The sequence below is a fragment of the Hamadaea flava genome, from assembly GCF_024172085.1.
In the GTDB taxonomy this organism is placed as follows: Bacteria; Actinomycetota; Actinomycetes; order Mycobacteriales; family Micromonosporaceae; genus Hamadaea; species Hamadaea flava.
This window is the reverse complement of sequence record NZ_JAMZDZ010000001.1, coordinates 4,969,646-4,982,779: the sequence shown is the minus strand read 5'-3', so window position 1 is coordinate 4,982,779 and position 13,134 is coordinate 4,969,646. Positions and strand designations below refer to the sequence as shown.

The following is a 13,134-nucleotide window of genomic DNA, read 5'->3' as shown; positions in this document are numbered from 1 at the left end:
GCGGCTGCCTCGGGAGTCAGATTGTCGGGGGTCATCGCACCCTCACTCTCGGGTCGATGACGCCGTACGCGACGTCGACGAGCAGGTTGACGGTGACGTAGATGATCGCCACGAACATGATGAAGCCCATGAGCACCGGATAGTCCCGATGGTCGATCGACTCGGCGATGAACTGGCCGATCCCGGTGAAGGCGTACACCGTCTCGGTCAACACCGCGCCGGAGAGCAGACCACCGGTGAGCAGGCCGATCGTGGTCACGACGGGGAGCAGCGCGTTCCGCATGATGTGCCGGCCGCGTACGGTGCGTTCGGTCAGGCCCTTGGCCTGCGCGGTCCGGACGTAGTCCTCGCCGAGGACTTCCAGGACGCTGGCCCGCGTCATCCGCACGATGATGGCGAGCGGAATGGTCGCCAGGGTCATCGCCGGCAGGATCAGGTGCTTCAGCGCGTCGGCGGCCGCGTCCCACTCACCGGTGAGGATGCCGTCGAGGACGTAGAAGTTGGTGACGCGGGTCGCGTCGATCGTGACGTCCTGCCGCCCGGCCGACGGGAACCAGCCCAGCTTGACGGCGAAGACCTCCTTGATCAGGTACGCCAGCACGAAGATCGGGACGCAGACGCCGAGCAGGGAACCCGCGACCGAGGAGTAGTCCAGGAGACCGCCGCGCTTGCGGGCGGCCAGGTAGCCGAGCGGAATGCCCAGGCCGATGGCGATGATCAGGGCGGAGACGGTCAGCTCGACGGTGCCCGGGAAACGTTCCATGAACTCGGTGGTCACCGGGCGGTGCGTGTTGATCGACACCCCGAGGTCACCGGTGATCAGGCGGCGCATGAACCGGGCGTATTGGATCCACAATGGCTGGTCAAGGCCGAGGTCGTGGCGCAGCTTGAGGCGCGTCTCGGGCGTACCGCGTTCACCGAGGATCGCGGTCTCGGGTCCGCCGGGCAGCCGATGCAGCCAGAGGAAGAGGATCAGCGACAAGCCCAGCAGCGTGGGTATGAGCTGGAGCAGTCGCCGGACGATGTAACGGAACATGGGCGGCGTCCTTGTGGGTGTGCCACGGCTAGGCGGCACACGGGCATTGCCGTGTGCCGCCTAGGCGTTATGTGGGGAATCAGGACGTGTAGTACGCCGTCGCAAACTTCTCGTCGGTCAACGGACTGGGCTTGACCCCGGTCACGTCCTTGCCGAAGACGATCGCCGGCGGACCGTGCGCGATCGGCACACCCGGCAGGAACTCCATGACCTTGGCGTTCAGGGCCTTGTACTTCTCGACCCGCTTCGCCTGATCCGGCTCGCTGTCGGCCTCCTTGAACTGCGCGAACAGCTCAGGGTTGTTGAAGCCCCACTCGCCCTTCTGGCGGTCGAACATGGTGCCGATGAAGTTGTACGCGTCCGCGTAGTCACCGGTCCAGCCCAGCAGGTGCAGATCGTGCTTCTTGCCCGTCTGCACCGCGTTGAGGTAATCCGGGCTCCACTTCAGCGCGTGCGGCGTGACCGTGATGCCCACCTTGGCGAGGTCGGCGGTGATCAGCTCGAAGATGTCCTTCGGCGCCGGCATGTACGGCCGAGTGACCTCGGTCGGGTAGTAGAAGTCCAGCTTCAGGTTCGTCGCCTTGGCGTCGGCCAGGAGCTGCTTGGCCTTGTCGACGTTGTAGTCGTACTTGGTCACGGCGTCGTTGTAACCGTCGAGACCGGGCGGCTGGAACTCCAGCGCCACCGACGAGCCCGTCGGGAACTTGGAGTCCACGATGGCCTGGCGGTTGACCGCGTACGCGATCGCCTGCCGGACCCGGACGTCCTTGAGCGCCGGGTTGCCGCTCTGGTTGATCGCCAGGTAGAGGATGTTGAACGCCGGCCGGGGCAGGACGTTGAAGCCCTCGTCCTTCAGCGGCTTCATGTCCGCCGGGGCGACCAGGTCGTAGCCCTGGATCTCACCGCTGCGCAGCGCCTGCTTGCGGGCGGTCAGGTCGGAGATGGTCTTGAAGATCAGGGTCTTGATCTTCGCCTTGTCCCCGGAGTAGCTGTCGTTCGCGACCAGCTCGACGGCCTTGTTGGTGTGGTCCCACTTGACGAACTTGTAGGGGCCGGTGCCGACCGGGTGCTCCTGCGCGTACGCCGGGTAGGTGATGTTGTCGGCGGTGCCGCCCACCTTGTCGGCCTCGAAGTCCTTGAGCGCCTTCGGGCTCTGCATCGAGAACGCGGGCAGCGCGAGCGCCGCCGGGAACTTGGAGGTGACCCGGGTGAGGGCGATGTCAACCGTCGCCGCGTCCTTGGCCGTGCAGCTCTTGAAGAGGCTCGGCGGAAGCTCGGCGGACTCGTTCTTGGCGAAGCCACCGAAGACGTCCTGCCAGTACGACGAGATGTCCTGGTTCTGCATCAGGCCGGACCAGTTGTACCAGCGGTTGAAGTTGGTGCAGACGGCCTCGGCGTTGAAGTCGGTGCCGTCGTGGAACTTGACGCCCGTCTTCAGCTTGAACGTCCACGTCGTACCCGCCGCGTCCGGCGTCCAGCTCTCGGCCAGGGACGGCACGATCTTCGTGCCACCCTCTTCCGGCTTGACCAGACCCTCGAACATCTGGCGCGCGACCCGGAACGACTCTCCGTCGCTCGCCAACGCGGGGTCCATGACCTTCGCGTCGCCGGCCACCCCGAAGACGAGCTTGTCCTTCTTCGTGGAGGTTGATGTGTCATCCCGCTTGCTCTGGCATCCGGCCAGGGCCAGCGAAACGGCCACCGAGGCTGCGAGGACCGCGGTAACGGTTCGGAGCCTTGAGGCGCTCATATGGTTCACCTCTGTCCTGTGACGTGCTTCACCGATAGCCGGACACTAATAGCTGATCGGTGGACAGAGGAGAGGCCGATATCAGATCGTTGTGAGCCCTGTCAGGGATCGTTGTGAGCCCGTCAGACGGTTCGTCGTCCTTCGAACGCCCTGCCCAGGGTGATCTCGTCGGCGTACTCAAGATCGCCGCCGACCGGCAGGCCGCTCGCGAGCCGCGACACCGTGATCCCCATGGGCTTGACCAGCAACGCCAGATACGTGGCGGTAGCTTCACCCTCGGTGTTCGGGTCGGTGGCCAGGATCATCTCCTTGACCTCCCCAGTGGACAGTCGCGCCATCAGCTCGCGGATGCGCAGATTGTCCGGACCGACCCCTTCGAGGGGATTGATGGCACCACCGAGGACGTGATAGCGCCCGCGGAACTCGTTCGTCCGCTCGATCGCCACGACGTCCTTCGGCTCCTCCACGACGCACAGAACCTCGTCGCTCCGCCGGGCGTCCCGGCAGATCCGGCACTTGTCGTCCTCGGCGACGTTGAAGCAGATGGTGCAGAACTTCACGACGTCCTTGACCCGCAGCAACGTCTGCGCCAACCGGCGCACGTCGGCAGGGTCGGCCGCGAGCACATGGAACGCCAACCGCTGAGCACTCTTCGGCCCGATGCCCGGCAGTCGGCCGAGCTCGTCGATCAGATCCTGGATCGCACCCTCGTACATCAGAACGGCAGACCCATGCCGCCGGTCAACGGCCCCATCTTCGCGTCGCGCACCTTCGCCGCCTCGTCGAGCGCGCTGGTGAACGCGGCGAGCACAAGGTCCTCCAAGGTCTCGACGTCGTCGGCGTCGACCACCTTCGGATCGATCGTCACACTCTTGGGCGCGCCGTCACCGGTCACGGTGACGGTCACCAGACCGTTGCCCGCGGCACCGGTCAGCTCCAGCTCCGCCAACTCGGCCTGGGCGGCCTCGAGCTTGCGCTGCATCTGCTGCGCCTGCTTCATGAGCTGCTGCATGTTGGGCATGCCACCGGGACGCATCTGTCAGCCTTTCGTCACGAATGCTTACGCCGCCAGAATAATGCAGCGGACCGACTAACCTCGCGCTCACCGCTGTTCCCGCCCGCCCTGAGACAGCGCGGCGGGTCGTCGCCGAGAGAGTGCGTGCTCAGAGGTCCGCGATCTTCTCGACGTGCGAGAACGACTGCCGGAGCGAGTCGATCGCCTGCTGCTCGACGGACTGCCGCACGGTGGCGGCGTCGATGACCTCGTCGGTCGGCTCGTCACCCGGATCGAACCCGGGTTCCTCGGCCTCGGTCGCCGCCCGGGGCGCGGCCGTCGGCGAGGCAGGCGTACGCGGAGCTGCGCGTCCGTTGGCCGGGGCCGTCTTGCCCGCAGCGGCGCCAGCTGCGGCAGCTGCTGCTGACCGGGCCGCCGCCCGAGCGCCGTTCTGCGCCGCACGCTGCGGTGCGACCGCGGTCGCCGTCGCGGCCCCGCCGGCGGCTGAACGGTTCAGAGGCCCGTCGAACTCGGGGTCGTACGGCGGCTCGTCGAGCGGACCGAAGTCCTCGTCGGCGACGGCGGTCGCTGTCCCGGCCCGGCCGCCGACAGGCTGCGTCTGGGCGGCAGCCTGCGCTTGGGCGACCGGCTGGCTGCGTACGGGGGTGGCGGCCGACGGCCCGGCCGGACTCACCGGGGCATCGCCATCGCCGCCGGCATCGGCACTGGACGAACCCGAGGCACCGCCGATCGGTGCGGTGGCTGGCCAGTCCTCCGCATCGGCCGCCGGAGGCGCGCTCCGGGGCTCACGTGGTCCGGCAGTCGGACGAGTCGGCTGCGCCGGCCGGCTCGCCGTACGCGAAACCGCGCCGCCGCCTCCGCCGCCACGCTGGTCGCCGCCGCCACGCTGGTCGCCGCCGCCACCGACTTCGCAGCGCAGCTGCCAGCGCCCGCCGACGACCTCGTGCACGGCGTCGAGCAGGGCGCCGGGATCGGCGCTGACCGAGTTCGCGTGGAATGAAGCCTTGAAGACCAGCACGATCGTGGTGCCGTCGACGTCGCGGACGACGCCGTCTCGCGCCATCGCCGCCATCCGCTTGTTGCTGCGCCCGGTGAGCTGCACGATCTCGTCCCAGGCCCGGCGCAGGGTAGGAGCGTCGATCTCGCCGCCGGCCGGAACAGCGGACGCCGGGCTCGCCGGGGCTGATACCGGGCGGTCGACCGATGCGGGGTCCGGATTCACCGGGGCGGACACCGGTCGGTTCGCCGCAGCCGAACGGTCGGCGACCGGCCCGTTCGCGGGCGGTGCCGAGGTCGGGTGGTCGGCGACCGGGGCGGGCGCAGCCGATACCGGAGTCGGCGCAACGGACGCGGCCGACGCCGCCGGTGGGGCCGACGCGGGAGCAGAAGACGGCGTGGTGGAGGACGCCGATCGGGCAGCCGACGCCGCTGCGGCACGGGCGGCCGCTCGTCCGTCGCCGTCGCCCGGCAGCGCCGAACCCTGAGCGGAGCCTGCGGACGCTGGAGCCGAGCCCGCCGAACCGATGCTCGGTACGCCCTGCTCCAGGCGTTCGATCCGGGACAGCAGCCCGACCTCGGAGGCGTCCACGGTCGGCAGGAGCATCCGCGCGGTGATCAGCTCCAGCAGCAGCCGCGTCGAGGTCGTGCCCCGCATCTCGATCAGCCCGTTGTGGGCGATCTCGGCCCACCGGGACAACGTCGCCGGACCGAGCCGCTGCGCCTGAGCCTGCATCCGCTCCACTTGATCGGCCGGGGCGTCGATCAGGCCCTTGGCCGCCGCGTCCGGGATCTGCCGCAGCAAGATCAGGTCGCGCAACCGCTCCAGCAGATCGGCGGTGAAGCGGCGGGGATCATGCCCGGCCTCGGCGACCCGGTCGATCGCACCGAAGGCAGCGGCCGCATCTCCTGCGGCGAGCGCGTCACAGACGTCGTCGATCAGCGTGGCGTCGGTGACGCCGAGCAACGCGACCGCGCGGGCGTACGCGACGCCTTCGGGTCCCGCGCCCGCGATGAGCTGGTCGAGCACGGACAGCGAATCCCGGGCCGAGCCGCCGCCGGCGCGAACCACGAGCGGCAGCACCATCGGGTCGACGGTGACGCCCTCGAGCTCGCACAGCTTCTCGAGGTAAGGCCGCAGAACGCCGGGCGGGATCAGCCGGAAGGGATAGTGGTGCGTCCGCGACTTGATCGTGCCGAGCACCTTCTCCGGCTCGGTGGTGGCGAACACGAACTTCACGTAATCCGGGGGCTCCTCGACGAGCTTGAGCAGCGCGTTGAAGCCCGCCGACGAGACCATGTGCGCCTCGTCGATGATGTAGATCTTGAAGCGGCTGACGGCCGGCGCGAAGAAGGCTCGCTCCCGCAGCTCACGGGCGTCGTCGACACCACCGTGCGACGCGGCGTCGATCTCGATGACGTCGATCGAGCCAGGGCCGTCGGGCGCCAGGGCCCGACAGGACTCGCACTCACCGCACGGGTCGGGCGTCGGACCCTTCTCACAGTTCAGCGACCGGGCCAGGATGCGGGCGCTGGAGGTCTTGCCACAGCCGCGCGGCCCGGAGAAGAGGTATGCGTGGTTCAGCCGCCCGGCGCTGAGCGCCTGAATCAGCGGCTCCGTCACGTGCTCCTGCCCGATCACCTCGGCGAAGGTGCGCGGACGGTACTTGCGATAGAGCGCCAACGCCACGGACGACCACCTCCCGATTGCCGACTCATAGCCTCTCACGACCGGCCGACATCGCCGAGAGGCGTCACGCCCGTCTTCCGCGCGTTCACCTTGATCATGGTGTTTCCGGTCACGCCACACCGTCGAGGCCACGGTCAACTCCATGATCAACGGGGAGAGTCGGCCAGACGCAGAACGCGGGACCAGCTTGGATAGGGCTGGTCCCGCGTTTTGTACTGCTCAACCGAGCGGAGGATACGAGATTCGAACTCGTGAGGGTTTTATCCCAACACGCTTTCCAAGCGTGCGCCCTAGGCCTCTAGGCGAATCCTCCGTGGAGAAGGATACATAAGGCCCGGCGTTCGTCCCACCCGGGTTACCGGGTACAGTGGTCACGCCCCTCGCGTGGCGTTACCTCGTGAACCTCCCCAGGGCCGGAAGGCAGCAAGGATAAGCGAGCTCTAGCGGGTACGCGGGGGGCCCTTTTTATGTCCGGACCTGCGCATATGCTGGACATGAAAAGGGTCACGGCCCGCATCACCAGGACGCGAGCCGTGACCAGAAGCGGTGGCGGCGGGATTTGAACCCGCGGAGGGCTTGCACCCTCACACGCTTTCGAGGCGTGCTCCTTAGGCCACTCGGACACACCACCGCGCGCTACCTTACACGACCCCCAGCGCCCCGGTCACCTGGGTAACCGACGCCCGGCGAACCGGTCAACGTGCGAAGATCGGGACCATGAGCACGCACATCGGAGCAAAGCCTGGCGAGATCGCCGAGCGGGTTCTCATGCCGGGTGACCCGCTGCGCGCGAAGTGGATCGCGGAGACCTTCCTCGAGGATGCGAAGTGCTACTCGACGGTCCGCAACATGTTCGGGTTCACCGGGAAGTATCGGGGCGTCGACGTCTCGATCCAGGGCTCCGGCATGGGCATGCCGTCGGCGTCGATCTACGCGCACGAGCTGATCAACGAGTACGGCGTGAAGACGCTGATCCGGGTCGGCTCCTGTGGTGCGCTCTCGGAGTCGCTCAACCTGCGCGACGTGATCGCGGCCAACGGGTCGGCGACCGACTCGAACATGAACCGGGTGCGGTTCGACGGCCTGATCGATTACGCGCCGGTGGCCGACTTCGGGCTGCTCCGCAAGGCGGTCGAGGTGGCCGAATCGCGCGGCATCGAGATGCACGTCGGCCCGGTCCTCGCGGCGGACGCGTTCTACACCGACCGGCCGGACCTCTACGACAAGCTCGCGGACTACGGCGTGCTCGCGGTGGAGATGGAGTCGGCCGCGCTCTACACGATCGCCGCCCGCTTCCGGGCACGCGCGCTGACGCTCCTCACCGTCAGCGACCACATCAAGCGCGGTGAGGCGACCACGTCCCAGGAACGCGAGCAGACGTTCTCCCAGATGGTCGAGGTCGCCCTCGACACGGCTATCGCCTGACCAACGGCTCCACCAGCGCCAGGCCGTCCTCGGTCCACGGCACCGGTACGCCGGCCGCGAAGTCCATCTTGACCATGACGCGGCGGCCTTCGGCGTACACGGTGGTGTGGTCCGCGGAGAGGAATCGGAAGCCGTAGACGGCGCTGGTGCGGCCGAGCTTGTCGATCCAGAAGTGGACGTCGACCGGGCCGGTGCCGCGGATGGGCACGTTGTAGGTGATCGTGAACTCGCGTACGCCGACGACCATGTCCTCGGTGGTCGGACGCCCGTTGGCGAACGAGTAGCCGTGCTCGCTGAACCAGGTCGACACGGCGCGCTCCAGCAGGAGGGCGTACCGGGAGTTGTGCACGACAGCGGAGGCGTCGAGGTCGTCGAAGTGCACGACGACTTCGCGGATCACGCCGGCGTGCTGCAGGGTCTCGGTCATCATTCCTCCGGAAGCAGGGTCGGATCAGTGGTCAGCGTGCGCAGCCGAGTGAGGACCGCCGTACGCGCGTGAGCGGTGCTCGCGGAGAGCAGCCGGGTATGCAGCATCGCGGCGACGCCGGCCGCGTCGATCTCGAAGGCGAGCTGCTCCAGGTCGACGTCGGCGGGGAGTTCCCCGAGTTCGACCGCCTCCCGGACGAGCCGCCGCAGCAGGGTGAGCCATTCGCCGAGCACCTCACCCAGCCGGTCGGACACCACTCCCGTACGCCCGGTGTGCTCGAACTCGGCGACGGCGAAGAAGCAGCCGCCCGGAAGGACTCCGTCCGCGTAGAACCGCAGCCTCGCCTCGTGAAGCGCGAAGATCCGGCGTACGCCGCGGGGCTGGTGGAGAGCCGGCGCGACGACGAGGTCGGCCCACATCTTGCGGGCGTGCTCGATCGCGGCGAGCTGCAGCTCTTCCTTCGAGCGCCAGTGCGCGAACAGGCCCGACTTGCTGACTCCGAGCCGTTCGGCGAGCTGGCCCAGGGACAGGCCGTCCAGGCCGGATTCGGTGGCCATCGCGACCGCGGCGTCCAGGACGGCGGTACGCGTCCGGTCGCCGCGGACGACTCGGCCGTCCGTCTTCGCACTCACCACCTGAGCCTAAGTACAAGACCGACCGGTCGTAAACCTTCCGTGCCGCATGTCACGTGATCATCGCGCCAGCCACGCTGTCAGATCGGGCATTTCGCCGCGCCAACCGACATGGCCGGCGCGATGATCACGCCAGATTGGGGGGTGGGGTGCGGAAGAAGTCGCGGAGGAGGGCGCCACACTCGTCGGCCAGCACTCCGGCGTACACCTCGGGTCGATGGTTGAGCCGCCGATCGCGCAAGACGTCCCAGAGTGAGCCGACCGCGCCGGTCTTGGGTTCCCAGGCACCGAAGACGACGGTGCCGAGCCGCGCGAGGGTGATCGCGCCCGCGCACATCGTGCACGGTTCGAGGGTGACCACGAGCGTGCAGCCGTCGAGGTGAGAGGTGCCGAGCCGAGCGGCGGCCCGCCGGATCGCGACGATCTCGGCGTGCGCGGTCGGGTCCAGGTCGAACTCCCGCTCGTTGTGGCCGACCGCGATCTCGACGCCGTCCCGGTCGAGCAGGATCGCGCCGACCGGCACGTCACCCCGGGCGACCGCGGTACGCGCCACTTCCAGCGCGCGGCGCATCCACCGGGCGTGCCGCTCGGCGAGCGCGGTCACGCCTCGCGCAGCTCTTCGACCTCGTCGGCGCAGCCGATGATCTGGGTGATCTCGGCCGTGACGTCGGCCGGCATGAGCCCGTCGGTCGCGCACAGCTCCAGCAGATGGTGCGCGGAGACGCCGAGATCGGCGAGCAGGTCGGCGTCGCCGATCGGATTCACCGTCGGGTCGGCGGCCGGGCGCTCCTCTTCCTCGGTCTCGGTGTCCTCGGCGAAGTCGTCGGCGTCGGTCGGCTCCAGGGCCGGCTCGATCGTGCCGCCGAGCGTCAGGTCGCCGAGCAGCAGCTTGCCCAGCCGGGACTCGTCGACGAAGGCCGAGTCGGAGCCGAAGACGCGTAGATCCTCGCCGTCGTCGAGACGCATGACGGCCAGGTAGGAGTCGTCGGACTCCACGAAGAGCAGCGACACGGACGCGGACAGGTCGACGTCGCGCAAGCGGTCGGCGACATCCTCGACATCGGCGGCGTCGCTCAGGTCGAGTTCAGTGGCGGTCCACCCGGAGCGGCCCCGGACCACCGCGGCGGCAAAGTGCGACACGATCGTCTTCCTTGAAGGTCAACTTCAGTCCCCGCGACATCGGGGCCTTGTGTGACAGTATCCGGTGACCTCGGCGTTTAGCGGAGGCCACGAGTCATCCGGCGAGTCTGCGCCGCAAAGCGATGAGATCCCGCAGCTGGTCGCCACGAGCACGCCGAGGGGCGAGGCGTACGCGCACCGACTTGGCGTCGGCGAGCTCCGACAGGAGCTGGATCCGCCGGCGCCGCCGTTCCGGGTCAAGCCGTTGCAGCGTCCACACGAAGCTGAGACTGCCCGCACCGACCTCGCACGTCAAGCCCACTATTGCCACTGTACGGCTACCGAACGTCACCACAACGGCCATGTCCCGGTCTGCACCCACGTGACCCCCAGAGCGACCGCCGTACTCGACCATCCGATAGCCAATGCGACGGCGATTCCAGCCGCCACGCCCCGGTCGCCATGGCGGAGCAACGCCAGCGCGGCGAGCCACGCGGCCGCCCCGGCGCCGAGCGTCCACCAGGCGTACCCGGCCAGGTCGGCGGCGAGCGTACCGAAGCCGGCCAGCCACGCGCCCGCTCCGGCCAGCCCCGCGAGCACTGCCGGTACGCGTACCGGATAGGGCTCGCGCAAAGTCGGTCTCATGTCCGGCTTAACGGGTTCGACCGCACACGGTGTCGGCCGGCGTTGCCACCAGATCAGGGATAAGCAGGCCAAACGCGCCCATGATCACCGGCATATCCGTGATCTGCCGCTAAACCAGCGCCCGCGAAGGCAGCGCCCGCGAAGGCAGCGAGCGCTAGGGGTGGGCGGGGCGGACGGCCGTCACGGTACGCCGATCCCCCGCCACGTCGATGATCCAGCCGCCGACTCCGCCGAGCCGCCGCAGCACGTCGGCCCGGGCGGGCAGGTCGGCCGAGTCGCCGGCCAACGCCGGCCACTGCGACCGGGCTTCGAATCCCGGCCGCAGCCAGGGCCGCAGGGCCCGGATGGGGTCGGCGCGGTGCAGCAGCGTACCGGCCTTCTCCAGGTCGGCCATCAACGCGTCGAGCGCCTCGGCGACCGGTTGGGCGTTGCCGCCGGCCAGCTCGGCTGTCAGTTCGGGCCGGGTCGCGGCTACTCGCGTACCGTCCCGGAAGGAGCCGGCGGCCAGGGTGGCGCTGAGCGGGTCGGCGGCGATGCTCGCGGCGAGGGCGGCGGCCAGCAGATGCGGGAGATGGCTGACGCGGGCCACCGAACGGTCGTGGTCGGCGGCCGTCGTCGGGACCACCCGGGCGTCCAGCGAGGTCACGAGCGCCGCGAGATGCAGCCAGTCCGGCAGCGAGGTCTCCTCTTCGAGGCACAGAACCCAGGCACACTGCGTGAACAGGTACGGGTCGGCGGCCTCGAAGCCGGACTGATCCCGGCCGACCATCGGGTGCCCGCCGACGAATCCGGCCAACGGGGTGGCCGCTCGGCGCATCCGTTCCTCGACGAGCTCGCGTACGGGTTCCTTGACGCTGGTGACATCGGTGATCAACCCCGTGAAGCCGGCGTCGACCAGTTCGTCCAGCACGCCGGCCACCGACGTCAGCGGAACCGCCAGCACGACCAGTTCGGAGGGCTTGCCTGCCTCCCCGACCGAGGCCGCGATCTGCCACCGGTGGTCCGCCGACGCCTTCGCGGCCGCCGTCCGCGCCGTTGCGCGTATCGCTGGATCGGCGTCGTAACCGAGCACCCGGTGGCCGGCCACGGCGAGGGCGCGCAGCAGGGATCCGCCGATGAGACCGAGACCGATCACCGCGATATTCACGACGGAAGCGTGCCACAGCCTAGTGGCTCGCTGTTCGCTGCCTCGTTGTATCCCATATGTCACGAGTTGTTCGCACTCTGACCGCTGGCCTCATCATCGCTGGGGCGCTGTTCCCCGGCGTCGCGCAAGCAGATGTGCGGGCCTCTCCCGAACCGACGGTGACCTTCGACGGCGCCATCCAGAGCATGGCCTACCTGGGCGATCGGCTTTATGTGGGCGGCGATTTCACGCACGCGATCGACACCGCGGGCAAGCTGGTCCCGCGGACCCGGCTCGCCGCGCTCGACGCGCGGACCGGGCGACTGCTCGACTGGAGTCCGGTCGCGGACGGCCGAGTGCGGGCCATCGCCGCGACCGACCGCGGCGTCTACGTGGGTGGCGATTTCGGCTCCGTCAACGGCCTGACCCGCGACAATCTTGCGCAGATCGACCCGGTCACCGGCACGCTCGCCCCGTTCCGCCACTCCGTCTACGGCCACCCGCACGCCATCGCGATCAGCGGGAGCCGGATCTACGTCGGCGGCACGGTCACCCAGATCGACGGGCAGCCCCGCAGCCGCCTCGCCGCTTTCGACCTGGCCACCGGCGCACTCGATCCACAGTGGAAGCCAGCCGCGCAGGACTCGGTCAACGCCATCGTCGTCACCGGCGACCGGGTCCTGCTCGGCGGCGCGTTCACGCAGGTCAACGGGCTCAAGAACACCGCACGCGTCGCGGTGGTCGATCCGCGCACCGGCGCCGTCCGGCCCTCGTTCCGAAGCACCATAGAGTACGCCGTGAGCAGCCTGTCGTTGACGGGAAGCAGCCTTTACGCGGCCGTCGCGGGCCGGGGCGGCCGGGCGATGGCGCTCGACGCGACGACCGGTGCGACGCAGTGGACCGTGACCGCCGACGGCGACGTGCAATCCGTGGTCCGCGTGAACGACACGATCCTCATGGGCGGCCACTTCGACCGCATCTGCAAGTCCGCCGCGGTCGGTGACAAGGGAGCCTGCCAAGAGGGGTCGACGACTCGGATCAAGCTCGCCGCGCTGGACCCGTCCGGCCGGCTGCAGCCGTGGCTCGCCGACGCGAACGGCGTCATGGGCGTGGAGGCCATGGCCGCAAGTCCGCGTCTCGGCAAGGCCGCCGCGGGCGGCTCCTTCACCCAGATCAACGGCGCGATCCAGCGCCGCTTCGCCCAGTTCCGCCTCTAGCCGGTGCCGTCCCGTTCAGCGCTGGATCAGGGTTCCGGGTCGGATCTTGCACCAAG

Annotated in this window: 14 protein-coding genes, 2 tRNA genes and 1 other RNA gene; 3 read left to right on the top strand and 14 right to left on the bottom strand. The window is 69.0% G+C overall.

The features are described from left to right. Window positions 1–31: 31 nt before the first annotated feature. From HDA40_RS23565 to HDA40_RS23540, 6 genes are all read right to left on the bottom strand, one after another. Window positions 32–1,036, bottom strand: a complete 1,005-nt coding sequence (locus tag HDA40_RS23565) for an ABC transporter permease (RefSeq protein WP_253759443.1) — start codon at window positions 1,034–1,036, stop codon at window positions 32–34. Between the two features lie 79 nt (window positions 1,037–1,115). Continuing rightward, window positions 1,116–2,786, bottom strand: coding sequence for an ABC transporter substrate-binding protein (locus tag HDA40_RS23560; RefSeq protein WP_253759441.1), 1,671 nt, complete (start codon window positions 2,784–2,786; stop codon window positions 1,116–1,118). 122 nt (window positions 2,787–2,908) lie between these two features. Further along, complete coding sequence (gene recR / locus HDA40_RS23555) at window positions 2,909–3,502, bottom strand: recombination mediator RecR (protein WP_253759439.1); 594 nt, start codon at window positions 3,500–3,502, stop codon at window positions 2,909–2,911. After that, a complete protein-coding gene (locus tag HDA40_RS23550; protein WP_253759437.1) occupies window positions 3,502–3,798 on the bottom strand; it encodes a YbaB/EbfC family nucleoid-associated protein in 297 nt (98 codons plus the stop codon). Before HDA40_RS23550 ends, recR begins: the two co-directional genes overlap by 1 nt. A 151-nt stretch (window positions 3,799–3,949) precedes the next feature. Next, window positions 3,950–6,487, bottom strand: a complete 2,538-nt coding sequence (locus HDA40_RS23545; RefSeq protein WP_253759435.1) for a DNA polymerase III subunit gamma and tau — start codon at window positions 6,485–6,487, stop codon at window positions 3,950–3,952. A gap of 228 nt (window positions 6,488–6,715) precedes the next feature. Next, window positions 6,716–6,800, bottom strand: a tRNA-Ser gene (locus HDA40_RS23540). A gap of 59 nt (window positions 6,801–6,859) precedes the next feature. Here HDA40_RS23540 and ffs point away from each other — a divergent pair. Then, window positions 6,860–6,953: signal recognition particle sRNA small type (ffs, locus tag HDA40_RS23535), an RNA gene on the top strand. A 78-nt stretch (window positions 6,954–7,031) separates the two neighbouring features. Here ffs and HDA40_RS23530 read toward each other — a convergent pair. Further along, window positions 7,032–7,118: transfer RNA gene (locus tag HDA40_RS23530), tRNA-Ser, on the bottom strand. A gap of 86 nt (window positions 7,119–7,204) precedes the next feature. On the opposite strand from HDA40_RS23530, the gene deoD reads away from it, so the two are divergent. After that, entirely contained in the window at window positions 7,205–7,912 is a 708-nt protein-coding gene (deoD, locus tag HDA40_RS23525; RefSeq protein WP_253759433.1) for a purine-nucleoside phosphorylase, read from the top strand. Here the strand turns inward: deoD and HDA40_RS23520 are convergent. From HDA40_RS23520 to HDA40_RS23490, 7 genes are all read right to left on the bottom strand, one after another. Then, window positions 7,902–8,339: an acyl-CoA thioesterase gene (locus HDA40_RS23520; protein WP_253759432.1), complete on the bottom strand. Its 438-nt coding sequence runs from the start codon at window positions 8,337–8,339 to the stop codon at window positions 7,902–7,904. The genes deoD and HDA40_RS23520 overlap by 11 nt on opposite strands. Further along, window positions 8,339–8,971, bottom strand: coding sequence for a TetR/AcrR family transcriptional regulator (locus tag HDA40_RS23515; protein ID WP_253759430.1), 633 nt, complete (start codon window positions 8,969–8,971; stop codon window positions 8,339–8,341). Before HDA40_RS23515 ends, HDA40_RS23520 begins: the two co-directional genes overlap by 1 nt. Before the next feature lie 127 nt (window positions 8,972–9,098). After that, window positions 9,099–9,575: a tRNA adenosine(34) deaminase TadA gene (gene tadA, locus HDA40_RS23510; RefSeq protein WP_308197750.1), complete on the bottom strand. Its 477-nt coding sequence runs from the start codon at window positions 9,573–9,575 to the stop codon at window positions 9,099–9,101. Then, window positions 9,572–10,111 carry a tRNA adenosine deaminase-associated protein gene (locus HDA40_RS23505; protein ID WP_253759428.1) on the bottom strand — a complete coding sequence of 180 codons (540 nt, stop codon included), beginning with the start codon at window positions 10,109–10,111 and terminating at the stop codon, window positions 9,572–9,574. Before HDA40_RS23505 ends, tadA begins: the two co-directional genes overlap by 4 nt. Window positions 10,112–10,205: 94 nt before the next feature. Further along, the gene (locus tag HDA40_RS23500; RefSeq protein WP_253759427.1) at window positions 10,206–10,412 is read right to left on the bottom strand and encodes a hypothetical protein; all 207 of its coding nucleotides are present in this window, start codon (window positions 10,410–10,412) and stop codon (window positions 10,206–10,208) included. Between the two features lie 26 nt (window positions 10,413–10,438). Next, window positions 10,439–10,735 carry a hypothetical protein gene (locus HDA40_RS23495; protein ID WP_253759425.1) on the bottom strand — a complete coding sequence of 99 codons (297 nt, stop codon included), beginning with the start codon at window positions 10,733–10,735 and terminating at the stop codon, window positions 10,439–10,441. A gap of 154 nt (window positions 10,736–10,889) precedes the next feature. Next, window positions 10,890–11,882: a prephenate dehydrogenase gene (locus HDA40_RS23490; protein ID WP_253759423.1), complete on the bottom strand. Its 993-nt coding sequence runs from the start codon at window positions 11,880–11,882 to the stop codon at window positions 10,890–10,892. 56 nt (window positions 11,883–11,938) lie between these two features. On the opposite strand from HDA40_RS23490, the gene HDA40_RS23485 reads away from it, so the two are divergent. Continuing rightward, window positions 11,939–13,078, top strand: coding sequence for an outer membrane protein assembly factor BamB family protein (locus tag HDA40_RS23485; protein WP_253759421.1), 1,140 nt, complete (start codon window positions 11,939–11,941; stop codon window positions 13,076–13,078). The last annotated feature ends 56 nt before the right edge of the window (window positions 13,079–13,134 follow it).

Excerpts from the sequence above, each read along its gene's own strand:
- HDA40_RS23565 (WP_253759443.1), bottom strand. The coding sequence starts at position 1,036 with ATGTTCCGTTACATCGTCCGGCGACTGCTCCAGCTCATACCCACGCTG.
- HDA40_RS23560 (WP_253759441.1), bottom strand. The coding sequence starts at position 2,786 with ATGAGCGCCTCAAGGCTCCGAACCGTTACCGCGGTCCTCGCAGCCTCG.
- recR (WP_253759439.1), bottom strand. The coding sequence starts at position 3,502 with ATGTACGAGGGTGCGATCCAGGATCTGATCGACGAGCTCGGCCGACTG.
- HDA40_RS23550 (WP_253759437.1), bottom strand. The coding sequence starts at position 3,798 with ATGCAGCAGCTCATGAAGCAGGCGCAGCAGATGCAGCGCAAGCTCGAG.
- deoD (WP_253759433.1), top strand. The coding sequence starts at position 7,205 with ATGAGCACGCACATCGGAGCAAAGCCTGGCGAGATCGCCGAGCGGGTT.
- HDA40_RS23520 (WP_253759432.1), bottom strand. The coding sequence starts at position 8,339 with ATGACCGAGACCCTGCAGCACGCCGGCGTGATCCGCGAAGTCGTCGTG.
- HDA40_RS23495 (WP_253759425.1), bottom strand. The coding sequence starts at position 10,735 with ATGAGACCGACTTTGCGCGAGCCCTATCCGGTACGCGTACCGGCAGTG.
- HDA40_RS23485 (WP_253759421.1), top strand. The coding sequence starts at position 11,939 with ATGTCACGAGTTGTTCGCACTCTGACCGCTGGCCTCATCATCGCTGGG.